At 44.8% G+C, this 24,991-nt stretch carries 21 protein-coding genes and 1 other RNA gene; 20 read left to right on the top strand and 2 right to left on the bottom strand.

Annotated elements, in window-relative coordinates:
• The first annotated feature begins 23 nt into the window (after nucleotides 1–23).
• From G633_RS0103475 to G633_RS0103415, 13 genes are all read left to right on the top strand, one after another.
• Nucleotides 24–1,133, top strand: a complete 1,110-nt coding sequence (locus tag G633_RS0103475; protein WP_026519081.1) for a phosphate/phosphite/phosphonate ABC transporter substrate-binding protein — start codon at nucleotides 24–26, stop codon at nucleotides 1,131–1,133.
• 96 nt (nucleotides 1,134–1,229) lie between these two features.
• Nucleotides 1,230–2,003 carry a phosphonate ABC transporter ATP-binding protein gene (phnC, locus tag G633_RS0103470; protein WP_022767828.1) on the top strand — a complete coding sequence of 258 codons (774 nt, stop codon included), beginning with the start codon at nucleotides 1,230–1,232 and terminating at the stop codon, nucleotides 2,001–2,003.
• Nucleotides 2,004–2,008: 5 nt separating this feature from the next.
• A complete protein-coding gene (gene phnE, locus G633_RS0103465; RefSeq protein ID WP_022767827.1) occupies nucleotides 2,009–2,836 on the top strand; it encodes a phosphonate ABC transporter, permease protein PhnE in 828 nt (275 codons plus the stop codon).
• Nucleotides 2,837–2,852: 16 nt separating this feature from the next.
• Nucleotides 2,853–3,662 (top strand): phosphonate ABC transporter, permease protein PhnE, encoded by an 810-nt coding sequence (phnE, locus tag G633_RS0103460; RefSeq protein WP_026519080.1) that lies wholly within the window; start codon nucleotides 2,853–2,855, stop codon nucleotides 3,660–3,662.
• A 3-nt stretch (nucleotides 3,663–3,665) separates the two neighbouring features.
• On the top strand, nucleotides 3,666–5,198 hold the full coding sequence (locus G633_RS0103455; protein WP_026519079.1) for a bifunctional metallophosphatase/5'-nucleotidase: 1,533 nt from the start codon (nucleotides 3,666–3,668) through the stop codon (nucleotides 5,196–5,198).
• Between the two features lie 142 nt (nucleotides 5,199–5,340).
• The gene (locus G633_RS0103450) at nucleotides 5,341–6,216 is read left to right on the top strand and encodes a methionyl aminopeptidase (RefSeq protein WP_022767824.1); all 876 of its coding nucleotides are present in this window, start codon (nucleotides 5,341–5,343) and stop codon (nucleotides 6,214–6,216) included.
• A gap of 21 nt (nucleotides 6,217–6,237) precedes the next feature.
• Nucleotides 6,238–8,280, top strand: coding sequence for a methionine--tRNA ligase (gene metG / locus G633_RS0103445; RefSeq protein ID WP_026519078.1), 2,043 nt, complete (start codon nucleotides 6,238–6,240; stop codon nucleotides 8,278–8,280).
• Between the two features lie 83 nt (nucleotides 8,281–8,363).
• Entirely contained in the window at nucleotides 8,364–9,314 is a 951-nt protein-coding gene (locus G633_RS0103440) for an alpha/beta fold hydrolase (RefSeq protein ID WP_022767822.1), read from the top strand.
• A 52-nt stretch (nucleotides 9,315–9,366) separates the two neighbouring features.
• Nucleotides 9,367–9,789, top strand: coding sequence for a GNAT family N-acetyltransferase (locus G633_RS0103435; protein WP_081647068.1), 423 nt, complete (start codon nucleotides 9,367–9,369; stop codon nucleotides 9,787–9,789).
• Nucleotides 9,790–9,811: 22 nt separating this feature from the next.
• Nucleotides 9,812–10,615: a YesL family protein gene (locus tag G633_RS19055; protein ID WP_051199885.1), complete on the top strand. Its 804-nt coding sequence runs from the start codon at nucleotides 9,812–9,814 to the stop codon at nucleotides 10,613–10,615.
• A gap of 2 nt (nucleotides 10,616–10,617) precedes the next feature.
• A complete protein-coding gene (locus G633_RS0103425) occupies nucleotides 10,618–12,060 on the top strand; it encodes a GGDEF domain-containing protein (RefSeq protein ID WP_026519077.1) in 1,443 nt (480 codons plus the stop codon).
• Between the two features lie 206 nt (nucleotides 12,061–12,266).
• Nucleotides 12,267–13,376, top strand: a complete 1,110-nt coding sequence (locus tag G633_RS0103420; protein ID WP_022767818.1) for an ABC transporter ATP-binding protein — start codon at nucleotides 12,267–12,269, stop codon at nucleotides 13,374–13,376.
• 124 nt (nucleotides 13,377–13,500) lie between these two features.
• On the top strand, nucleotides 13,501–14,589 hold the full coding sequence (locus G633_RS0103415) for a PucR family transcriptional regulator (protein WP_026519076.1): 1,089 nt from the start codon (nucleotides 13,501–13,503) through the stop codon (nucleotides 14,587–14,589).
• On the opposite strand, the gene ffs is transcribed toward G633_RS0103415, so the two are convergent.
• Together ffs and G633_RS0103410 are read right to left on the bottom strand one after the other, a co-directional pair.
• Nucleotides 14,586–14,794: signal recognition particle sRNA large type (ffs, locus tag G633_RS19670), an RNA gene on the bottom strand. The two genes, G633_RS0103415 and ffs, sit on opposite strands and share 4 nt — an antisense overlap.
• A 7-nt stretch (nucleotides 14,795–14,801) precedes the next feature.
• On the bottom strand, nucleotides 14,802–15,203 hold the full coding sequence (locus tag G633_RS0103410) for an RrF2 family transcriptional regulator (protein ID WP_022764778.1): 402 nt from the start codon (nucleotides 15,201–15,203) through the stop codon (nucleotides 14,802–14,804).
• 94 nt (nucleotides 15,204–15,297) lie between these two features.
• Here G633_RS0103410 and tadA point away from each other — a divergent pair, with 94 nt between their 5' ends.
• The 7 genes from tadA (at nucleotide 15,298) to G633_RS0103375 (ending at nucleotide 24,975) form a co-directional block, all read left to right on the top strand.
• Complete coding sequence (gene tadA, locus G633_RS0103405; RefSeq protein WP_051199883.1) at nucleotides 15,298–15,819, top strand: tRNA adenosine(34) deaminase TadA; 522 nt, start codon at nucleotides 15,298–15,300, stop codon at nucleotides 15,817–15,819.
• Nucleotides 15,812–17,356, top strand: coding sequence for an ABC transporter substrate-binding protein (locus tag G633_RS0103400; RefSeq protein ID WP_026519074.1), 1,545 nt, complete (start codon nucleotides 15,812–15,814; stop codon nucleotides 17,354–17,356). Before tadA ends, G633_RS0103400 begins: the two co-directional genes overlap by 8 nt.
• A 96-nt stretch (nucleotides 17,357–17,452) precedes the next feature.
• On the top strand, nucleotides 17,453–19,744 hold the full coding sequence (locus G633_RS0103395; RefSeq protein ID WP_026519073.1) for a hydratase: 2,292 nt from the start codon (nucleotides 17,453–17,455) through the stop codon (nucleotides 19,742–19,744).
• Nucleotides 19,745–19,748: 4 nt separating this feature from the next.
• Nucleotides 19,749–21,290: a glycoside hydrolase family 9 protein gene (locus G633_RS19050; protein WP_081664671.1), complete on the top strand. Its 1,542-nt coding sequence runs from the start codon at nucleotides 19,749–19,751 to the stop codon at nucleotides 21,288–21,290.
• A gap of 27 nt (nucleotides 21,291–21,317) precedes the next feature.
• Entirely contained in the window at nucleotides 21,318–22,112 is a 795-nt protein-coding gene (locus tag G633_RS0103385) for an alpha/beta fold hydrolase (RefSeq protein ID WP_026519071.1), read from the top strand.
• A gap of 13 nt (nucleotides 22,113–22,125) precedes the next feature.
• A complete protein-coding gene (locus G633_RS0103380) occupies nucleotides 22,126–23,745 on the top strand; it encodes a Mur ligase family protein (protein WP_051199879.1) in 1,620 nt (539 codons plus the stop codon).
• Between the two features lie 33 nt (nucleotides 23,746–23,778).
• Nucleotides 23,779–24,975 carry a D-alanine--D-alanine ligase family protein gene (locus G633_RS0103375; RefSeq protein WP_026519069.1) on the top strand — a complete coding sequence of 399 codons (1,197 nt, stop codon included), beginning with the start codon at nucleotides 23,779–23,781 and terminating at the stop codon, nucleotides 24,973–24,975.
• Nucleotides 24,976–24,991 lie beyond the last annotated feature (16 nt).

Genomic DNA, 24,991 nt, shown 5'->3' with positions numbered 1-24,991 from the left:
GCCTTAAATAGGCAGGAGGAATTATGAAGAGATTTTTCGCAATGATGATCGCAGGCATTTCATGTGTAACAATGCTTGCAGGATGCGGCAATTCTGCATCAACAGAGACAGCAGAGACACCTGCTGCAACAGAAACTGCAGAGACAACAGAGCAGACTGAGGCTACTGAGGTTGCTCCCGCTGCAGCAGAGAACGTAAAGGTTGACAAGCTTACAATCGGTTTTGTACCTTCACGTGACCCTGATGAGATCGTTACAGCTACAGAGCCACTTAAGGAGCTTCTTACAACAGAGCTTGCAGGACTTGGCTATGAAGTTGGCGAAGTTGACATTACAGTTGGAACCAGCTACGAGGCAGTAGGTGAGGGACTTTCAGCAGGCACTATCGATGTAGGTCTTATCCCTGGTGGTACTTATGTTCTTTATGAGGATGGCTGCGATGTTATCCTTACAGCAACAAGAGACGGTCTTTCAATAGAGAGCCCTGATGCTAAGACATGGAACGACAACAAGCCTACAGAGCCCACAGAGGAGCAGGTTACATTCTATCGTGGACTTATCATCGCAGGACCTTCAGAGGCTGGTCAGGCCATCGCTGAGAAGGTTAACAATGGCGAGGAAGTAACATGGGAGGACCTTGATGGTCTTAACTGGAGTGTTATGAACTCTTCATCTTCTGCTGGATATATTTACCCTTCACTCTGGCTTCAGGAGAACTATGAGAAGCACATCACAGACCTTACACACGCTGTACAGGCTGATTCTTATGGTAACGCTTTTGCAAGACTTGCTTCAGGCCAGATCGACGTTCTTTGCTGCTATGCAGATGCAAGACGTGACAACGAGGAGAAGTGGACAACAGAGTTTGGCAGAACTGCTTCTATCTGGGATGAGACAAACGTAATCGGTGTAACAGACGGTATCTACAACGATACAATCAGCGTAAGCAAGACATCAAAGGTTATGGATGATGCTTTCAAGGCTGCTGTAACACAGGCATTTATCAATATCGGAAACTCTGATGCAGGTAAGGAAGTTATCTCTATCTACAACCACAACGGTTATGTAGAGGCTAAGGCTGAGGACTACGAGTCAGAGAGAGCAGCTCAGGAGCTCATTAAGTCAATGCAGTAATCGGCTCTTGGCAGAAATACATTGTTATTCATATTGGGGAGGACATTACGCCTCCCCAATTTTTTCGAGTTTTGAGTTTATATCAGGAGAAAAGAAATGATCAAGTTTGAAAACGTAGGAAAAGTATACCCCAATGGTTTCGAGGGACTAAAGGATATCAACCTCGAGATCGATCAGGGAGAATTTGTTGCTATCATCGGTTTGTCCGGAGCCGGTAAGTCTACACTTATTCGTACCATCAACAGGATGCACGATGTAACCAGTGGTAAACTCACCGTGGATGGTGTTGATGTCATGAGTCTTTCCGGCAAGACTCTCAGGAGATTCAGAAGAAAGATAGGAATGATATTCCAGTCATTCAACTTGATCACACGTACTACTGTTATAAAGAACGTGCTCACAGCATTTGTTCCTGATATGCCATGGTACAGATCAGTATTTGGAATCTATACCAAGGAAGAGAAAGTAAAAGCCCTTGAGTGCCTTGATAAGGTTGGCATTCTTGACAAGGCCTTTGTTCGTGCTGACCAGCTCTCAGGTGGACAGCAGCAGAGAGTTGCCCTTGCAAGAACCCTTGCTCAGAACCCACAGATCATCCTTGCAGATGAGCCTGTTGCAGCCCTTGACCCTGTTACAGCCAATCAGGTTATGGGAGATTTTAAGAGAATCAATGAGGATATGAACATCACGATCCTCATCAATATCCACCACATTGACCTTGCCCTTAAGTATGCCAAGAGAGTTATCGGTATCAGAGAAGGTAAGATCGTATTTGATGGACCTGCCCAGGGAACACAGTGGGATGAGGTTCTTGATACCATCTATGTTGGAAAGGTTGACCGCGAAGGCAATTTACAGGAAGAGGGGTGATTTAGGTGAATCTTACTTTTTACGACAAGATTTTTAAGCCAAAAGAGTACGTCCTTCCTAACGGTAAAAAGGCCTACAAGAAGGCGTCAAGAGCACCTATCTACGTTATACTCGTTCTTGCAATGTGTGCTCTTTCGGTTAAGATTACCGGTTTTGATATGGAGGTCCTTGTTTCAAGGATTGGCCAGTTCTTCGTTATTTTGGGAGAGATGTTCCCACCAAAGACTGACTACATGCCCAAGATCTGGGAGCCTCTTTTTGACACAATAAAGATGTCACTTCTGGGATCGGTGGTAGGAGCTCTTTTGTCCGTACCATTTGCAATGCTGGCAAGTACCAACGTATGTCCCAGTAAGATTGTAGTATCTGTGATGAGAGTAATGTTCTCACTTATAAGAACACTTCCCACTATCGTAATAGCTCTGGTGGCAACTCTTGTTTTCGGACTTGGAACACTGGCAGGTACAGTTGCTATTGCAGTATTCTCTTTTGGATACATTGGAAAACTTACCTACGAGGAGATTGAGACTGTCGACATGGGAGCCTTCGAGGCTATGCAGGCCATGGGAGCTACAAGATCAGAGGCTTTCATCTCTGCTATCATTCCTCAGGTTCTTCCTTTCTATCTTTCAAACTGCCTCTTTAACTTTGAAGGTAACGTAAGATACGCAGCAGTTCTGGGATATGTAGGAGCCGGCGGTATCGGACTTATCCTCAATGAGAAGATCAGCTGGAGAGAATATCCAAGCGTTGGAATGATCCTTCTGGCACTTTTTGTAACAGTCTTCATCATTGAGTCTGTCAGCCGTATGCTTCGTAAGAAGCTCGTCTGAAGGCGGAGGTAGATAAATGAATCAGAGAATACAACAGGCATATGATAAAAGACCCAAGGACTGGGTTTACAATTTGATAACTGCCGTAATAGTAGTGGGACTCCTTGTATGGAGTGGCAGCGCTGTTGAAACCAGCGGATCCACACAGGACGGAGGACAGATTGCTCTTAACGTTTTGGCCGGAATCTTCCATCCTGACCTTAGCTTTTTATTCGACTTTTCAACAAAGGGAGTTCCTTACCTGATGCTTGAGACCGTTTGTATCGCATTTCTTGGTACAATCGTGGGAGCTATCATTTCAATACCGCTTGCATTTATCTCAGCATCAAACTTGACTCCTCTTCCGATAGCATTTGCAGGAAGACTTATCATCATGGCAGCGCGTACAATCCCGGCTTTCGTTTACGGACTTATGTTCATCCGTGTAACAGGTCCCGGAGCTTTCGCAGGTCTTCTTACCATGGGTGTGTGCTCCATCGGTATGATAAGCAAGATGTACATTGAGGCTATTGAGGACCTTGATACTCGTGTCATTGAGTCTTTGGATGCAGCAGGCTGCAACACCTGGCAGAAGATCCGCTACGGAATCCTTCCCCAGCTGATGCCTAACTTCGCATCAACAGCTATCTACAGGTTCGACATCAACCTTCGTGACGCTACAATCCTTGGTATGGTTGGCGCCGGTGGATTTGGTGCACCACTTATTTTCGCCATGAACTCCTACAGATGGAATGAGGCTGGAGCTCTTTTGGCAGGACTTATCGTTCTGATCCTCATCATCGAGTTCATCTCAACCAGGATCAGAGTAAAACTTACAAGAGGATAATATATGCGTATCATATTTACATCAGATACTCACGGAAGCTTATATCCGATAAACTATGCACAGAATCGCCCCGAGAACACGGGGCTTTTTTGTGTTGCTGCCCAAATTGAAAAGGACGGTAACACGCTTGTCATCGACGGTGGCGACTCACTTCAGGGAACTCCGCTTATTTCCTATTATCTCGAGCACAGAGATGAGTATGATTTTCATCCGATGGCAGAGGGCTTTAAGGAAATGGGCCTTGATTACTACACTCTGGGCAATCATGATTTCAATTTCGGGTATGATGCTATCCTTGATTATGTATCAGCCATGAAGGCAACACTTATCTGCGCCAACGTTGCTGATAAGAGAGGCGCACTTGGTATTAAGAAAAACGTCATCCATGTTCTTGAGGATGGCACAAGAGTTGGAATAACAGCTGCAGTAACCGGATATGTAAATGTCTGGGAGCAGAAGGAGAACCTCTCTGAGCTCGAGGTAAAAGACCCTGTGGAAAGCCTAAGGCAGGAGCTTGATAACCTTAAGGGAAGGTGCGATATTACAGTCTGCATTTATCACGGCGGATTTGAAGAAGATCTTTTAACAGGAAAGAAACTCTCGGAAACAAGGGAGAATGAAGCCTGCAGGATTGCAAGAGAATTGGATTTTGACATTCTTCTTACAGGACATCAGCACATGCCCGTGGAGGGTGTTGTAATAGATGGAACCTACGGCGTTCAGCCTCCGGACAAGGCAAGGAAGTACTGTGAAATAGAGGCTGTAAGAGGCGATGACGGATGGGACATCTCATCTGAGCTGGTTTCTGTTAAGGAGCCGGGTGAGGCTTATGACAAGATAAAGTCAGAGCACGCCTTTATGGATGATCTGAGCCTTAAGCTTGATAAATGGCTGGATATACCTATCGGGTGCCTGGAAAAAGAGATCCTTCCTGAGGACAAACTTTACGCTGCCCTCCACGGAAGCAAGGTGGCATCAATATTTAACCAGGTTGAGCTTGAATATACAGGTGCGGATTTCTCATGCACCTCATTGTCGAACGATCCCCTTGGACTTAAGAAGGAGATAACCGTCAGGGATGTGCTTGGAATCTACCAGTTTGCAAACACTGTTGAGGTCAAGGGCGTCACAAAGGCGGTATTAAAAGAGGCTCTGGAGAGATGCGCAGAGTACTTCGATTACGATAAGGAAACAGGGAAGGTGAGCATTTCCAAAGTATTCCTTCAGCCTAAGGTTGAGCACTACAACTATGATTTCTACGGCGGACTTGAGTACGAGTTCGATCTGACAAGACCTGTCGGCGACAGGGTGGTTACCATGAGAAAGCTCGATGGAAGCGAACTTGTTGATGGCGAGCAGTACACTCTGGTTACCAGCAACTACAGAGCAACCGGTACCGGTGGATATGAGTGCATCGGAAACAGCCCTACGGTTAAGAGCTACTCAGATGAGATGCCGGATCTGCTTATCGATTTCATCAGAAGAAACAGTCCTGTCGGGGAGATTGTTAACAGTAAGTTCTCCTGCAGGATGTGAGTCAGTGGGGACGTTTCAGTTTGACTCATTTTGCTACACAAAATGAGTCAAACTGAAACGTCCCCACTGACTCACTCCTTGACTCTAAAGGTTTTTGAAGGCATACTATATTTGTGTAACTATCGATAAAAGAAGGTAAATTATGTACAAAAGATTAGACAGAAACGACGTTTGCTGGTGTGGCAGCGGCAAGAAATACAAGAATTGCCACGCAGCATTTGATGACAAAATAATAAACTTCGAGCACCAGGGCATGATAGTACCCAGCAGAAATCTCTTTAAAACAGAGAAGGACATTGAGGGTATCAAGAAGAGTGCGGTCATCAACATGGCAGTGCTTGATGAGATCGGTGAGAAGATTCACGCAGGCATGTCCACACAGGAGATTGACGATATAGTCTACAATACCACCACCAAGATGGGCGGTATTCCGGCAGATCTCGGATATCAGGGATTTCCAAAGAGTGTGTGCACATCTATTAACGAGGAAGTATGTCACGGAATTCCTTCCGAGGACATCATTCTGAGAGAAGGGGACATAATAAACGTTGATTGTTCCACTATCCTTGACGGTTATTACTCGGATTCTTCACGAATGTTCTGCATCGGCGAAGTTTCTCCCGAGAAGAAGCGTCTCGTCGATGTGACCAAAGAGTGCCTTGAGGAAGGTCTTAAGGCGGTTATTCCATGGACACCTATTGGAGACATGGGTCATGCAGTTCATCAGCATGCGCTTAAGAACGGCTACACAGTAGTCAGAGAGATCGGTGGTCACGGCTGTGGCAACGATTTCCACGAAGAGCCATGGGTTAGCTTTGTAAGTAAGCCCGGAACAGGAATGCTGATGGTACCCGGTATGGTATTCACCATTGAACCTATGGTAAATATGGGTGGCGATGAGATTTTTGTTGATGAAGAAAATGACTGGACTGTCTACACAGCAGACCTTAAGCCCTCTGCACAGTGGGAGGTTGAGCTTTTGGTGACTGAGACAGGTTACGAGCTTTTATGCTGGTAATAGATTAGGAAGGTGATCAAAGTGCAAAATAAAGGAAAATACTATATAACAACAGCTATTGCATACACATCAGGTAAGCCCCACATCGGAAACAGCTACGAGATCGTGCTTGCGGATGCAATTGCAAGATATAAGAGAAAAGACGGATTTGACGTGTTCTTCCAGACAGGATCTGATGAGCATGGCCAGAAGATTGAAACAAGAGCCATCGAGGCCGGCTGCAGCAGCCCCAAGGAATTTGTAGATCAGGTATCCGATACCATCAAGGGTCTTTGGAACCTCATGGATACATCCTATGACAAGTTCATCAGAACAACAGATGAGGACCATGTTAAGCAGGTTCAGAAGATCTTCAAGAAGTTCTATGACCAGGGCGATATTTATAAGGGCTCTTATAAGGGAATGTACTGTACAGAGTGTGAGGCTTTCTACACAGAGTCTCAGCTTGTTGACGGAAAGTGCCCTGAGTGTGGCGGACCTGTTCATCCTGCCGAAGAGGAAGCATACTTCTTCAAGATGAGCAAATACGCTGACAAGCTTATCGAGCATATCAACACACATCCTGAGTTCATTCAGCCTGTAGCAAGAAAGAATGAGATGATGAACAACTTCCTTCTTCCCGGACTTCAGGATCTGTGCGTATCAAGAACCTCATTCAAGTGGGGAATTCCTGTAGATTTTGATGACAAGCACGTCGTTTATGTATGGCTTGATGCCCTTACCAACTACATCACAGGTATCGGCTACGATGCGGACGGAAACAGCTCAGACCTCTACAAGAAGTATTGGCCTGCAGACCTTCATCTTATCGGAAAAGACATTATCAGATTCCATACAATTTACTGGCCTATCTTCCTGATGGCCCTTGGTGAGCCACTTCCAAAGCAGATCTTTGGCCATCCATGGCTGTTACAGGGCGGCGAGAAGATGAGTAAGTCAAAGGGCAACGTTATCTATGCAGATGACCTTGTAAGCCTCTTTGGTGTTGATCCTGTAAGGTACTTTGTTCTTCACGAGATGCCTTTTGACAACGATGGTGTCATCACCTGGGAACTTTTGGTTGAGAGATTCAACTCAGACCTTGCCAATACCCTGGGCAATCTTGTTAACAGAACCATAGCAATGAGCAACAAGTACCTGGGTGGCGTTGTTGCTGACAAGGGCGTTGCAGAGGCTGTTGATGACGATCTCAAGGCAGTTGTTACATCCTGCTATGACAAAGTAGAAAAGAAGATGGATGAGCTTCGTGTTGCCGATGCTCTCACAGAGATATTCACTCTTTTCAAGAGATGCAATAAATATATTGATGAGACAGAGCCATGGATCCTTGGTAAGGACGAGGCTAAGAAGGACAGACTTTCAACAGTTCTTTATAACCTTGTAGAGTCCATCTCAATCGGCGCAGCACTCCTTGATCCGTTTATGCCTGAGACAGCTCAGAAGATCAGAGAGCAGCTCTCATCTCCTGAGAGAGATTTTGATACACTCGGAGAATTCGGCAAGCTTCCAAACGGAACCAAAGTTTCTGAAGCTCCTGAGATGCTCTTTGCAAGAAAAGACTTAAAGGACGTTCTCGAGAAGGCAGCAGAGATCACAAGAAAGCAGAAGGCTGAATTTGAGGAGTCACAGAAGAAGGCAGCCATCAATCTTGCTAAGGCCGGTCTTGCACCAGCACCTGTAGAGAAACCTCAAGAGGAGAGCGGCGATGAGAAGGCGCCTATCGATATACCTGCCAAGGACGAGATCTCTTTTGACCAGTTTGGTGCAATGCAGTTCCAGGTTGGCGAGATCATTAAATGCGAAGCGGTTGAGAATTCAAAGAAGCTCCTCTGTTCACAGGTTAAGATCGGAAGCCAGGTTAAGCAGATCGTTTCAGGTATCAGAAAATATTACTCACCTGAAGAGATGGTCGGCAAGAAGGTAATGGTTCTGGTAAACCTTAAGCCTGCCAAGCTTGCAGGAGTTCTTTCAGAGGGTATGCTTCTTTGCGCAGAAGATGCAGAAGGTAACTTATCTCTTATGACACCTGAGAAGGATATGCCTGCCGGCGCTGAGATATGCTGAAAATAAGCAATTTGTAAGACCATAGCGTAACAATCTGTAGTATTATATATATATAATCATTTCTTATTGGGGAGGAATTCCAAATGGTACGCAAAGAGGAACTGACTTACAAATCACGAGACAGACAAACTATGCTTCATGCGATTAGATGGATTCCGGAGGGCGAACCTGTTGCCATTTTGCAGATAATCCACGGAATGCAGGAATACATCGACCGCTATGATGAGTTTGCCAATTTCCTGGCTGAGAAAGGAATTCTTGTAATCGGTAACGATCACCTTGGACACGGCGGTTCTGTCGGAGAAAGAGGGACACTTGGTTACTTCTGCAAGAACGATCCTGCAACGGTTCTGGTTCGTGATGCACACAGACTTAAAAAGATGACCCAGGAAGATTACCCGGGAGTTCCATGCTTTATCCTTGGACACAGCTTTGGTTCATTTGTTGCCAGAGAGTACATCACAAGATACGGAACAGGTATCAAGGGTGCGATCATTCAGGGAACAGCCTACATGCCAAGCGGAACAGTTAAGAGCCTTGGCGGCCTTGTTAACTTCCTCCAGGTGGTTATGGGCGAGAAGTACCGCAGCACCATGGTAAACAACATGGCGTTCAAGGGCTACCTTAAGAAGATTCCTAACCCAAGAACTCAGCAGGACTGGCTCTCTCACAACGAAGCCAGCGTTGATAAATACGTTGCCGATCCGGCATGTAACTTTGTATTTACATTAAACGGATTCAAGACAATGGCTGAGCTCCTTAAGAGAATTCAGGACACTGACAAGATGGAAGATATTCCTAAGGATCTTCCTATCCTCATCACTGCAGGTAAAGAGGATCCTGTCGGAAATTACGGCGAGGGACCTGAGAAGCTTTACAATATCTACAAGAACGATCTCCAGATCAAGAACGTTGAGCTCAAGCTTTATGACGGAATGCGTCATGAGCTTCAGCAGGAGATAGGCAGAGAACAGGTATTTGCAGATCAGTATGAGTGGATCAAGAAAGTAGCAGGCAGTGGATCAGGTAATTGATACATCAAAAATAATGGTAAGGTGTGCTTATCATTCTGATTGGGACGGGGCGATGAAGCTTGCATGGGATACCTTTGTAAGGTTCGACGCCCCTGACTATTCTCAGGAAGGAATTGAGAATTTTTACAAATTCGTCAATGATGATATGCTGAGAAAAATGTTCGTGGCAGGCCATTATCAGCTGTTTGTAGCCGTGGACAATGATAAATATGTAGGTATGCTTTCTTTGCGTGAAAAGAAGCATATCTCTCTTTTGTTTGTGGATGAGCGATACCACAAGCACGGAGTGGCCAGCGCCCTTCTTACCTTTGTCTGCAGATATGCAGTCACAGAGGAGGGGATAGACAGACTGACTGTCAACGCATCGCCCTATGCAGTGGAGTTTTACCACAAAAAGGGCTTTAAAGACTTGCAGGGCGAAACTGTTGCCGACGGCATAAGGTTTACGCCGATGGAACTACTACTTAAGAATTAAAACGGAAAAGGGTAATTTAGTAATGGGAAAGTTTTTTGATCTGGACAGTCCTCTTATAAGGGGATTAAACAAGTTTGCGGATGTTATGTGGCTCAATATTCTGGTTTTGATTTTTTCTATTCCGCTAATCGTACAGCAGTATCTTATGTTGGGAGCTATTCTTTTTGATGAACAGGCAGCAACTTCTCAGGGAGTCGTTTTTAGCTACGTGTTCTGGGCGTGGCTGGTTGGCATTGTTGTTTCAATCCCCATTGGTCCCGCGCTTACAGCGATGCATTTTGTACTGCTTAAGATAGTAAGGGAAGAGGAAAGTTATATTACAAAGACCTTTTTCAAGTCTTTTAAAGAGAACTTTGTTCAGAGTATGATCCTTCAGATAATCCAGTTTGCAGCCGGTGGAATAATCGTAATCGATTTTCTTCTTATGAGGGGTCAGAGCCCGGTGCTTAAATATGTGACTATGGCGGTGGGAATTATCTTGTACTTGGCATCGCTTTATATATATCCTCTTCAGTCCAAGTTTGTAAACAAGATTACCGGAACCATTAAGAATGCATTCCTGGTTTCAATAATGGCACTTCCAAGAACTTTTGCTATGGCCATCGTTACACTGCTTCCATTTTTGTTCCTTTATTTCTTTGAGATGAAGGTAGTGCCGATCCTGATCCTTGTGGGTATCGCAGGTCCGGCATACCTATGTGCAGCACTTTACAATGACACGTTCAAAAAGTTCGAGCCCAAGGAAGAGACATTAACAGAAGAGCAGGAGCTTGAAAACGCAATAAAGAAGATCGACAACGAAGAGGGTACTGACGAAGAGAGGTAAGTATGAAGAGATCTCATCTGAGATGGCTGATTCCGACTGTTTTGTACTTTATAGCTGTGGCTGTAATCCTGAGCGTATACAGAGGCATTATCTACAGTCGTGCAGCTTCATCCAAGCTTACGGAAATGGCCCTTACCATTGGAGAAGAAGTTCGTGATAGGGACATTGTTATGAGCGAGGCGATGTCAGCCATGACCATGTCCGGTAAAGCTATGTCCCTTTATGTCATGAACTACAATGATAATCAGATACAAACTCTTCTTAAAGATATTGTCGATGGAACGGAATTGACCAATGCCCTTGTCTGCGATGAAGAAGGCAAGGGTTATGATTATTTGGGAAAAGACATCTCTATCGGATCCGAAGAGTATTTTCCGATTTTAAATTCCGAGTATTCCAAAGGCGGAACCGGGATGGTGCTTCCTGACAGAAGCGAAAACGCAAGGAACACCGAGTGCCTTATTGTTTCCGGTGTTAAATTTTCTAACAGAGATCGTGGCTATCTGGTGGCCACACTTCCGATTGATACACTTGTCAATCAGATGTTCAGAGAACAGTATATTATGGATAAAATTGCCGTTGTTACTATAAACGGAGATATTCTGGCTGATGGCAAAGGTAAAAGAGCTGATGATTTCAGCGAATCGGCATCTTTTTGGGAGCAACTTCCTCCCGGTATTTCAAAAGATACAATTAAACTAAGCATTTCACAAAAGAACATTTACATGGGCCAGGTACAGGACTATGGATATGTTTTTGTGATACCTTTTGCATCGGTAGGCGGTGGAGCAGTGGTATTTGTCAGGGAAAGCGCGATGGAAGCCATGACAAGAGAAACCATGAACGATTATAGCGCAGAGGCCTTCAGGATGCTTCTTGCATCTGCCTTTCTTATTGTATTTGTACTGATCTCGCATTTTCTTAGTGACCGTATTGAAAAGCGCATTAGGAAAAAGAGATATGAAGCTCATGATAAGGATGAACTGACCGGCCTTTTGAACAGAGAATCGGCCATGGTTGAGATCAAAAAATATACAGAGGCGGAAGTGGGCAAAAGAGGCATTCTGTTTTTGCTTGAACTTAGTGATGTTAAAGAAGCCAGGGAGAACAAAGGAGATGCTTTTGCTGATGAGAAGCTCAAGGAATTTGCCAGTTCTTTGGACGGAAGGTTCAGATCCACGGATATTGTCGCAAGGTTCGAAGATGACAAGTTCATGGTATTTTTGAAAGATATCTATGACCAGAAGGATATCAGAAAGCAGACCGATGAGATGCAGCTTTTCTTACACGACACCAGATTTATCGATGCGGATAAGGAAATTACCGTAAATGCAGGGGCTGCAATCTATCCGGACAACGGAAGAAATGTGCCGGATGTAGTGATCTCTGCAAAGAATGCTCTTGAAAGATCAAAGGTTGTTGGAAAGGGAGTATTATCTTTCTGAGAATAAAGCAATATACAAATTGCACAGTGTTATTTTCTTTTCTTCGTCAACATTTCGAACAATGGTGTCAATTCGAATATTTCTTGGCAGATTGGCTAAGGAAAAATAAAATATTTGTGAAATTGGTGAATAGCCAATAAACAATGGGGAATATATACTTTCTTACATAGGCAAAAAGCTTTATACAAATAGGAGGATTAATCGGTATGGCAAGTTTATCACTTGAGCATGTAACTAAAGTTTATCCTAACGGTTTCGAGGCTGTTAAAGATTTCAACCTTAATATCGAGGATAAAGAATTTATCATTTTCGTAGGACCTTCAGGATGTGGAAAGTCTACTACACTTCGTATGATCGCTGGACTTGAGGATATCTCTTCAGGAACACTTAAGATCGGTGACAGAGTAGTTAACGACGTAGAGCCTAAGGACAGAGATATCGCCATGGTATTCCAGAACTACGCTCTGTATCCACACATGACTGTATATGATAACATGGCATTCGGCCTTAAGCTTCGTAAGGTTCCTAAGGCAGAGATCGACAAGATGGTTAGAGATGCTGCTAAGATCCTTGATCTTGAGAAGCTCCTTGATCGTAAGCCTAAGGCTCTTTCAGGTGGACAGAGACAGCGTGTTGCTATGGGACGTGCTATCGTTCGTAACCCTAAGGTATTCCTTATGGACGAGCCTCTTTCAAACCTTGATGCTAAGCTCCGTGTACAGATGAGAACAGAGATCGCTAAGCTTCACCAGAGACTTGGCACAACAATCATCTACGTAACACATGACCAGACAGAGGCTATGACTCTTGGTACAAGAATCGTAGTTATGAAGGATGGTGTTGTTCAGCAGGTAGATACACCTCAGAACCTCTATGACAAGCCAGGCAACCTCTTCGTTGCTGGATTCATGGGATCACCTCAGATGAACTTCCTTGATGCAGAAGTAGAAGTAAACGGCGACAAGGCTTCCCTCAAGATTGCCGGACAGTCAATCGAGCTTCCACCTGCAAAGGCTAAGAAGGTTATCGATGGTGGCTACGCTGGAAAGACCGTTACATTCGGTATCCGTCCTGAGGATGTTGATGATTCAGAGATGGTTGTTAGCACATCTAAGGCTGTATTCGAGTCAACAATCAACGTATACGAGCTTCTTGGTGCAGAAGTTTATCTGTACTTCGATCTCGCTGAGTTCCCTATCACAGCAAGAGTTGATTCTCGTACAACAGCAAGACCTGGCGACAAGGTTAAGTTTGCATTTGATGTTGAGAAGATCCATATCTTTGATAAGGAAACAGAGCTCGCAATCACAAACTAATATGAAGTTTTAAGAGCTGCGCTTTTGGCGCAGCTCTTTTTTATTCGCCTGTTTTGTGAATTGGGCAAATGCGTGTTATACTCAGAATATAGAGGGTTTTTCACTGTTGAAAGGGGTTATAAGTATGATTTCTTCACAGATTATTAAAAGCAGTATTGAGGAACTTAGCGCCATTACTAAGGTTGAGCTTTGTGTAATGGATTTAAACGGCTCAGAAGTTGCATCTACCAGCGACAGAGATTTTCTGGATGTTTCGATAGTGACGAGTTTTGCCCATTCACCTGTTGATTCCCAGGTAATAGGAGACGTCCATCTTTTCAAGATCCTTGATGAGACAGAACCTGCATATGTACTTCTTGCAAAGGGCGATTCCGAGCATGCCTATATGGTGGGCAAGATCGGTGTAAGTCAGCTCCAGAGCCTTATTGTGGCCTATAAAGAAAAATTTGACAGGAACAACTTTTTCCAGAATCTGCTTTTGGACAATATGCTCCTGATCGACGTATATAACAGAGCAAGAAAGCTCAAGATCGAAGTAAATGCTCCGAGGGTTATCATTTTAGTTGAGACAGGAAACGCCAGGGATAACACTGCTCAAGAGCTTTTGGGCGGAATGTTCGGTACTCACTCGGGAGACTTTGTTACCGCAGTTGACGAAAACAGCGTCATCCTGATAAAGACCCTTCAGAAGAACCAGACTTATGATGATGTCCAGAGAATTTCTACAACCATTGTGGATATGATGAATACAGAGGCCATGCTCAATGTTCGCGTATCTTATGGCGCGATCGTTGATGAGCTTAAAGACTTAAGTAAGTCCTTTAAGGAAGCCAAGATGGCCCTTGAAGTCGGCAGGATCTTCTATGCTGAAAAGAGAGTTAATGCCTATAACACACTTGGTATAGGAAGACTTATCTATCAGCTTCCCGAGAGTCTCTGCAAACTCTTTATAGATGAGATTTTCGGTGGACGCGAGGTTCCCGAGGAAATTGATGAAGAGACATTAAACACCGTAAACATGTTCTTTGAGAATAACCTCAATGTCTCAGAGACTTCCAGACAGCTCTTTGTACACAGAAACACACTTGTCTACAGGATTGAGAAGCTTGAAAAGAGCTGTGGACTTGATGTGAGAAAATTCGATGATGCGCTGACATTCAAGATTGCCATGATGGTTGTCAGCTACATGAGATATTTAGAGAGCAAGAAATAAAAAGCGGCCTTGTAAAGGATGCATGTACGTTTACTCCCGGCCTAAGTAGGCGACCTTACAACACATGAAAGGTTCTACTTAGTGCTGCTTCGTTCCCGACCTGACACGGTTCGCAGATTTCCATTGCATAAGACCCGCTTAAGCACGGAAGGACTGCTACATACACCCTTTACAAAACCGCTATACTAATATACTTATTTTTCAGTCTAATGTCAAATCAAATCCTGCAGGGTAAAGCTGTCAACATATTCGTTGATGACTTTATCAAGACCTCTCCAGAAGGATACAGTGGAGCAGCTCTCTGACATGGGGCAGGTGGTGCCCTTTATGTCCGCAGTGCATCCCACCGGAGCCAGCTGGCCTTCCATCGTTCGCAGGATATCACCTATAACATATTCACTGGGAGCCTTGGCAAGTCTGTGGCCTCCGCTTACTCCTCGCATACTTTCAACATAGCCTGCTTTTCCAAGGACAGAGACAATCTGTTCTGTGTATTTGACCGCTATGTTCTGGCGAGCAGCTATATCTTTTAACGCAATATATTCTCCGTCGTTGTGGAGTGCAAGATCAGTCATTACCTTTAAGGCGTATCTGCCTTTTGTGGATATCTTCATTGTGTACCTCAGTTAAAAAACATATAATAAATGTGAAGTCGTAAAAACATAATAGCAAAAAGATTTGGGAATTTCTACCATTTTAGTATGATTTATGAATAGAGTTACGTTAACAGAAGAAGAGAAAAAAGATATTAAAAATATGAAGGCAGCCCTTTCTCAGGCAAAAAAGGCATATGCGCTGGGGGAAGTGCCCATTGGCTGTGTCATTGTCTATGAGGACAAGATCATAGGAAGAGGATACAACAGGAGAAACACTGACAAGACTCCTCTTGCCCATGCTGAGATAACAGCCATCAAAAAGGCCGGCAAGTTTATGAAGGACTGGAGGCTGGAAGGGTGTAAACTCTATGTCACCTTAGAGCCCTGCCAGATGTGCTCCGGAGCCATAGTTCAGGCCAGGATCCCGGAGGTTATCATGGCTGCCGAGAATCCCAAGGCAGGATGCGCCGGTTCTGTCATGGATATTTTAAATAACCCTGAGTTTAACCATCAGGTCAAGGTTAAAAAAGGCGTTCTGAAGGAAGAGTGCAGCGCTCTCTTAAAAGAATTTTTCGTGGAACTGAGAGCAAGGAATAAGGCTGAAAAAGAGCAGAAAGGTAACACCTGTGAGTAAGAGAATTGCAGCAATTCTACTTGTCATAACGATGCTGGGGCTCGTTGCCTGCGGAGCAGAGGAAAAAGGTCACTATCTGCACAGTAAGGCAGCAGATGAAATTGACTTTGGAGAAGATCCTGTCACCATCACCTACCTGACCATCGGAGATAAGCCAACCAACGGAAGGACCGAAGAGGCCATAGAGAAGCTGAACAAAATACTGGTCAAAAGGCTTAACGCTAAGCTGGATATCTTTTACGTCGGTTGGAATGATTATCTCAGAAACTATAACAGAGCCGTAAGCTCTGATGATATTTCCATTGATCTTGTTGCAACGGGAACTGACTGGCTCGACGCCTGGCCCAACATAATAAACGGAAATTTCATGCCTCTTACTGAGGACATGCTAAGAGAATACTGTGGCATCACCTACACCAATGTCACAAAGTCACAGTGGCAGGATGGCAGCTATGACGGAAACATCTATCTGATCCCGGAAAATGAATATACTCAGTGGACCAATCATGGCTTTGTTTATCGAAAAGACCTTGCTGAGGAAGCGGGGCTTTCTGAAGTTGCTTCCTGGGATGATCTTGATACATACTTCAGGAGCGTTGTGGCCAATCATCCGGATATGATTCCATGGGATAACAACGGAAACAGTGGCATAGCTACTTTGGGATATCTCATGTCAACCAAAAAATATGTGCCTATCTACGAGCTTACCACCTACGGAATATGGGGAGAAGACCTTGATCACAAGGGCAAGATCATTTCTCCCTACTACACCGGCAATGAACTAATAGAATATGCAAGGCTCATGAAAGAGTGGAATGAGCTTGGAGTATGGAGACAAAATCTTACACTGGCAGGTGATAATGAGGAGGAGTTTTACAGAGGAGAGACTTCTGTAATACAGCATCACACTCAGAACTACTATACGATAATAGAACCATCCATGAAGCTTTCAATGCCCGAGGTGAAGCTGGGATTCTACTGGTTTGGCAGGGAGAGCGGAACACTGATGAGGGTCAGCAATCTGCACGGAGCGATGGCTGTTTCTGCAAGGTCCAAGAATCCAGAGAGAGCGCTGATGGTCTACGATATGCTAAGGAACGACGAGGAGTGTTACAGACTTCTGAGGTTCGGCATAGAGGGCGTTCAATACGAACTGACTCCGGATGGAAGACTTGAAAAGCCCAGTGGATATAACGAGAGTAAGGATGGCATTGTCACGAATTTCTGGTGGGGCAGAAGGGATGAGTATGAGATCCCGGATTCAGGCTACTCGTGGGATGAATACTACTCTCTGGTGGACAGCTATGAACATGTGGCTGTCGATTATCCATGGGATGGAGTACCTTTTTCCACACCTCAGATAAATGCACAGCTGGGACCGATTGTGGAAGTATTTGATAAGTATATTCCGCAGATTGCAACGGGCCAGTACAGTGAATCACCGGAAAAGAAAGTCGCGGAATTCAGAGAAGAGCTTATGAAAGTCGGCTTTGAGAGGATAACCGGTCAGATTCAGAGAATTTATAACGCACAGTAAAAAACATCCTACACAGTCCCCGGGATTAATGTTAAAATGGTGGCTATGGATAATTGTATACATGTATAGCGGATAAAAAGGTTAGGAGGAATCGCGATGGTAACCACACTGGATAAGGGATGCTACCTTGTAAACGGAAGCACTGTTATTCCTGATGACAACGAAGCTAAGGCTGCACTGGCCTCTATGGGCGTTACAGAGGACGAGATCGGAAACGCCAAGAAGAACACAATTGCTTACGGAATTTTAAAAGAGCACAACACATCTGACAATATGGACAAGCTCTGCATCAAGTTTGATAAGCTTGCTTCACACGATATCACTTATGTTGGTATTATTCAGACTGCCAGGGCATCAGGCCTTGAGAAGTTCCCCATTCCATATGTGCTCACCAACTGCCACAACTCACTTTGCGCAGTAGGTGGTACCATCAATGAGGACGACCATGTCTTTGGTCTTACAGCAGCTCAGAAGTACGGCGGAGTTTATGTACCACCTCATCAGGCTGTCATTCATCAGTATGCAAGAGAGATGATGGCAACCGGCGGCGGAATGATCCTTGGATCAGACTCCCACACCAGATACGGTGCACTTGGTACCATGGCTATCGGTGAAGGCGGACCGGAACTTGTTAAGCAGCTTCTTTGCCAGACCTATGATGTTGATATGCCCGGAGTTGTTGCTATTTACCTTGAGGGTGCGCCCAAGAAGGGAGTAGGTCCTCAGGACGTTGCTCTTGCCATTATCGGTAAGGTATTCGGCGACGGATATGTTAAGAATAAAGTTATGGAATTCGTAGGACCCGGTGTCAAGAACCTCAGCGCAGATTTCCGTATCGGCGTAGATGTTATGACTACTGAGACTACATGTCTTACATCTATCTGGGAAACTGATGATGAGATAAAAGAGTTCTACGACATCCACGGAAGAAGCGGCGATTACAAGGAACTTAAGCCCGGTAAGGTTGCATATTACGACGGCCTTGTTAAGGTTGATCTGGATTCACTTAATCCTATGATCGCTATGCCTTTCCATCCAAGTAATGTATATGAGATTGCTGAGGTCAATGCCAATGCTGCTGACATCTTAGCTGATGTTGAGAAGAGAGCTAAGGTTAGCTTTGGCGATAAGATAGAGTATTCACTGATGAACAAGATAAAGAACGGCAAGCTCATGGTTGATCAGGGAATCATCGCAGGCTGTGCCGGCGGCGGATTTGAGAATATCTGTGCTGCAGCTGACATTCTTAAGGGACACTTCATCGGAAATGACAAGTTCACCTTAAGTGTTTATCCTGCATCAACACCTATCTACATGGAGATCGTCAAGAACGGAGCAGCAGCTACAATCCTTGAGACCGGTGCGATCCTTAAGACAGCCTTCTGCGGACCTTGCTTTGGTGCAGGAGATACACCTGCCAACAACGCCTTCAGTATCAGGCACTCCACAAGAAACTTCCCGAACAGAGAAGGTTCTAAGGTTCAGAACGGACAGGTTGCTTCCGTTGCACTCATGGATGCACGTTCAATTGCAGCAACAGCAGCTAATCAGGGAGTTCTTACTCCTGCAACTGAGTTTGACGGAGAGCTTAATAAGTACAAATATCACTTTGACAGTGCTATTTATAAGAACAGAGTATTTGATTCACAGGGCAAGGCAGATCCATCAGTTGAACTGGTTCTTGGTCCGAACATCAAAGACTGGCCCAAGATGAGTGCACTTCCTGAGAACCTTGTGCTCAGGGTTGTATCAGAGATCCATGACCCCGTTACAACAACAGATGAGCTCATCCCTTCAGGTGAGACTTCATCCTACAGATCCAATCCTCTTGGTCTTGCAGAGTTTACACTCTCAAGAAAGGACCCTAATTATGTAGGCCTTGCAAAAGAGATCAGGGCAGCCCAGGAAGCACTGACAGAGGGCGGTGATCCAATCAGCGCATGGGGCGAACTTAAGGGCGTAATGGATGCGATCACAGGGCAGTTCCCTGACGTCAACAATTCAAACCTTGGCTTTGGATCAACTATCTTTGCTGTTAAGCCCGGTGACGGATCAGCAAGAGAACAGGCTGCATCCTGCCAGAAGGTACTCGGAGGCTGGGCTAACGTAGCCAACGAATACGCTACAAAGCGTTACAGATCAAACCTTATCAACTGGGGTATGCTTCCATTCATTATTAAGGAAGGCGAGCTGCCATTTAAGAATAAGGATTACATCTTCCTTCCGGGCATCAGAACAGCAGTAGCCGAAAAGAGCGATGACATCAAGGCCTTTGCTGTAAAGGATGGTAAACTTGAGGAGTTCTCATTAAAGCTTGGTAATCTCACAGATGATGAGAGACAGATAATCCTCGACGGTTGTCTTATAAACTTCAACCGCGTAAAATAATAGTATGAAAAAAGTAGTGACATCATTATTAACAATGATAATCTTGGGAAGCGTCGCAGGCTGCGGCGCTTCTTCTGCTGAAATGACAACGGAGGTTTCTGAAGTCTCGGGCAGTGCCACATCTTTAGTAGACTATGAAGCTCCTCAGCAGATTCCCGGAATAATGGTGGACCAGGTGGGATACAGCCTTGGATCAGAGAAGGCTGTTGTTTTCAGGGGAGAAGATCTGCCGAAGACCTTCGGTGTCTATGAACTTGAGAGCGGCAAAAAGGTCTTTTCCGGAGAGATATTAAAATCTGTATATAACGAAGAACTTGATGAGTATGACAGCTTGGGCTACTTCACCGATCTCAAGGAGGAAGGAAGCTACTTTGTCAGCACGGATGTAGTGGGAGAGTCATACTCTTTTACCATTAGTGAAAATGCCTTTAAGGACGTGTTTAACAAGGCGTGTAAGAAGTATTACATCAACAGATGCGGAATAGCGCTTTCGGAAAACTATGCAGGGGATAACATCCACAGCGCTTGCCACACACAGCCGGCGCATCTTCAGGAGGACCCTTCGACAGAGATTGATGTAACCGGTGGCTGGCACATGGATGAGTCGGCAGGAAGAGATACAGCTCTTGGGAGCAACATTGCAGAAAACCTTCTTCTTGCCTTTGAGATGAACCCTTCTGCCTTTACGGATGATATGGGTATTCCGGAGAGTGGAAACGGGATCCCGGATATTCTCGACGAAGTAAAGTACGAAGTGGAGTGGCTCCTAAAGATGCAGGATTCAAGGACCGGAGGCGAGTATGCAGCGGCGCTCACGAATCCGGTCAGAGGAGGAGAGGCCATCAATACTCCGGTAATTGTGACACCGGTGTCCATGGAAGCCACGATCTCTTTTGCCTCAATGATGGCGAGATTTAGCTACACATATCAGCAGTATGATGCGGAGTTTGCCACAACCTGCTTAAAGGCTGCCGACAGAGCTTACAGCTGTTATTTAAACAATCAGAAAGCCATGGACAACACAGCTGCATTCAAGGCAGCAGCGCAGCTTTACAGAGCTACGGGAGCAGAAGCTTACAACGAAGTTTTAAATGCATATTTCCAGAGCGATGATTTCCTCGAGCTCTTTGCTACAGATGACAACGTGTTTATCGGAGGCGTGACATATCTGTCCATCAATCATGCTGTGGATGTGGAGGAGTGCAGGATTCTCATGAAGGCTTTGATGAAGAAGTCTGAGAAGATAGCATCACGGGCATCGAAGTCCACCTATCTGGTGACGGACCTTGGAAATAAGGATAACTTTGATAAGATGCTCAGGGACATGATGTGTCTTACTATCACGGACCACATTATTTACAACTATGAGTACACTACCATAATCGAGGATCATGCACATTTCCTTATGGGCAGAAACCCGGATGCCATCAACTATGTGACAACGGATACAGAGAGAACATACCAGGAGGTCGGCAAGGCTGGAATCGCAGGCGATCCAAGGAGCGATTCGATGCTGATTTTTATGCTGAGTGTACTGGAAAAGTAACGCCACTGGTGTTAATATGGATGGGTCATGAATACAACAATTAATGGATTAAATATCAACTATATAGACGAGGGAAACGGGCCACTTCTTATAATGCTTCACGGCTGGGGCTCCAACGTTGAGCTCTTTAAGGGTGTCATAAATTTCGCCAAGAAGAAGTACCATGTTGTAGCCATGGATATGCCCGGCTTTGGTAAGAGTGATGAGCCGGCAGAGTCCATGAATGTGGATGATTATGTGGACTTTGTTCTGGAGTTTATTAGGACTCTTTATCCCGAGGAGAAAGAGATCATCTTCCTTGGACACTCCATGGGAGGAAGGATCATCATCAAGCTCGCATCGGGACTTAAGGACGGAAGGCTCAGCGCTGGATTTACGATTCCCAAGATTGTGCTTACTGATGCTGCCGGAGTTAAGCCGGTTAAGACAGAGGGCCAGAACAAGAGAACAAAGAGATATAAGTTTTATAAGAATATCCTGACCAAGACCGGAATTGCCAAGGCTTTCCCCGGAACAATTGATGCTCTTCAGAAGAAATTCGGAAGTGCGGACTACGCAGCAGCATCTCCCGTTATGAGGCAGAGTCTTGTAAAGGTGGTGAACGAGGATTTGGTTCCCTATATGCCGTCAGTAACAATGCCGGCGCTTCTGATCTGGGGAGATAAGGATACAGCAACTCCTTTATCCGATGGACAGAAGATGGAAAAAGAGATGCCGGAAGCAGGCCTTGCTGTTATTGAAGGCGCCGGACACTATTCATTCCTTGATAACCCGTATCTTTTCTACAAGATCCTTGGAAGCTTCCTTGGAATCGAAATGTAAGGAGCAGTTTTAGATGATCATTATTATGTTGCCGCTTATATGCCTGGCGATTTTGGCTCTCAGATTTTATACACATATGCTGCAGCTTTCCAGCTACCAGTTTCAGGGGTACTTCAGGTTCCTCAGAGGTAACTGGGTTAAGCCTTTATTTCATTTGTTGTTCATCGTAAGTGTACTTTTGGCGTTCCCGATTTTTAACGTTCAAAAGGGAATTCAGCTTGTGGCTGCAATCGCCATCTGCCCGATCCTTATAGGACTGATAATTGCAAACATTCCCAGAAAGGCCAAGAAAAAGTTTGTAGTGACCGACAGAGTAAAGAGACTGTTTGTGACCTACGTAGTGCTTGCACTTATCTTTTCACTGGTGCCTTATCTGGTAGCAATAAGCTCCGGCGCAGATTCTACCAAGGCAATGTTCTTTGCAATCTTTGGAATGGTGTTCTACTGCGGACTTATTCCTTTTATCACTGCTCTTGCAAACCTTATCAACAAGCCTATTGAGAAGAGGATCAGCAAGTGGTACATAGATGATGCCAAAAGGATACTTAATGAACACGAGGGACTTCGCATTATAGGTATCACCGGAAGCTACGGCAAGACCAGCGTTAAGTACTATCTGACCACTCTTTTATCAGAAGGCTTCAGAGTTCTCATGACTCCCGAGAGCTACAATACTCCAATGGGTATAGTAAGGACCATAAGAGAGCACATGCAGCCGACTCACGAGATCTTCGTCTGTGAGATGGGCGCAAGACATCTTCATGATATAAAAGAGATCACGGATATCGTTCATCCTGATGACGGAATTGTCACATCTATAGGTCCTCAGCACCTTGAGACCTTCCATTCAATGGAGAATATCATCAGCACCAAGTACGAACTTCTCGATGCTGTTGATGAGAAAGAGAAGGCAGAAGGCGGGAAACAGGAAGGCAAACACCTTAAGTTTGTAAACTATGACAATGAAGTTATAAGAGAAAACATGAAGTACTCAGATGCCATTACCTACGGTATGTCTGAGGAGTGCGATTACAGAGCCACAAATGTAAAGGTCACAGGCGGAGGAACAACGTTTACAGTAACTTCTCCACAAGGAGAGAGCGCAGAGTTTAACACAAGGCTTGTGGGTGAGCATAACGTACAGAACATCCTTGGAGCAATTGCCTGTGCAAACGCTCTCGGAATCTCAATGACCAAGCTTAAGATGGCTGTAAGACGACTTCAGTCGGTTCCGCACAGACTTGAGCTGACTAAGCACGGCAACGTATCAATCCTTGATGATGCTTACAACGCCAATCCAAACGGAGCAAAGGTTGCTCTTAAAACACTTTCGCTCTTTGAGGATTGCGTCAAGATCCTGGTTACACCCGGTATGGTTGAACTGGGAGATAAATCAAAAGAGTACAACACTGCATTCGGTGCTCAGGCAGCGGAAGTTTGCGATTACATGATCCTTGTTGGGGCGGTAAACAGTGCTGATATCAAAAAGGGTGCAGTCGATGCGGGCTTTGATCCCGAGAAGATTTTCATTAAGAATACCTTTACCGAAGCCAGCGCTTTAATGTATGAACTTGACGCAGGCAGAGAAAAGGTTATACTACTTGAGAATGATCTTCCGGATAACTATAAGTAAATTTTTAGTATGTAAGATGAAAGAAGGAACAAAATGAAGCTGAAGGTAGCAGTATTATTTGGCGGAAAAAGTACAGAGCATGAGATATCAATCATCTCAGCAATTCAGGCAATCGGATATATCAACAAAGAAAAGTATGATGTTATCCCTGTTTATATGACCAAGAACAATGACTTCTATGTTGGAGACTCCATCGGAAACATCGAGGAGTACACCCACATCAAAGAACTTCTTGCAAAGAGCACTCAGGTTATCTTTGTTAAGGAGGGAGATAAGGTTTCTCTTATGAGATACCCTATGAAGAAGTTCGGAAACAACGTCATCTCAACTGTTGATGTTGCATTCCCTATTGTTCACGGAACCAATGTTGAGGACGGAACACTTCAGGGATACCTGGCTACAATGGGACTTCCTGTTGTTGGCTGCGATGTTCTCTCATCAGCAGTAGGAATGAACAAGTACGTAATGAAGACAGTTCTTAAGGACAGCGGAATTCCTGTTCTTGACTGCAAGTGCTACACCTGGAAGGACTACGAGGATGTTGACAGCCTTGTTTCAAAGATCGAGTCAGGTTTTACATATCCCGTTATCATTAAGCCATTGAACCTTGGTTCCAGTATCGGTATCAAGGTTGCCAAGGACAAGGACGAGCTTTTAGAGGCTCTTGACCTTGGCTTTGAGTTCTCCAAGAAGATCCTTGTTGAGCGTGCTATCACAAACCTCAAGGAGATCAACTGCTCAGTTCTTGGTGATTATGAATCAGCAGAGGCTTCCGAGTGCGAGGAGCCTGTAAACTCAGACGAGATCCTTTCATTTGAAGATAAATATATCAGTGGTTCCAAGGGCGGAGCTAAGAGTAGCGGCTCTAAGGGAATGGCTTCTCTTAAGAGAAAGATCCCTGCAGACATCACTTCAGAAATGAGAGACAAGATCAGAAAGATGGCTGTTGATGCCTTTATTGCTCTTGGATGCTCAGGCGTATCAAGAATCGACTTCATGATCGATATGGATACCAATGAGGTATACCTTAACGAGATCAACACCATTCCGGGATCCCTTGCTTTCTACCTCTGGGAGCCTCTTGGAATGAAGTATGAGCACCTTTTAGACAACATGATCCAGCTGGCTCTTAAGGCAGACAGAGAAAATCACAAGGTTGTATATTCCTTTGAGACCAATGTTCTTGAGGGAGTTAAGCTTGGCGGAGGTGCCAAGGGCAGCAAGATGTAAACAAAAACCGCTTTGT

Source organism: Butyrivibrio sp. FCS006 (genome assembly GCF_000424525.1).
Classification (GTDB): Bacteria; Bacillota; Clostridia; order Lachnospirales; family Lachnospiraceae; genus Butyrivibrio.
This window is presented reverse-complemented; position numbering and strand designations above follow the sequence as displayed.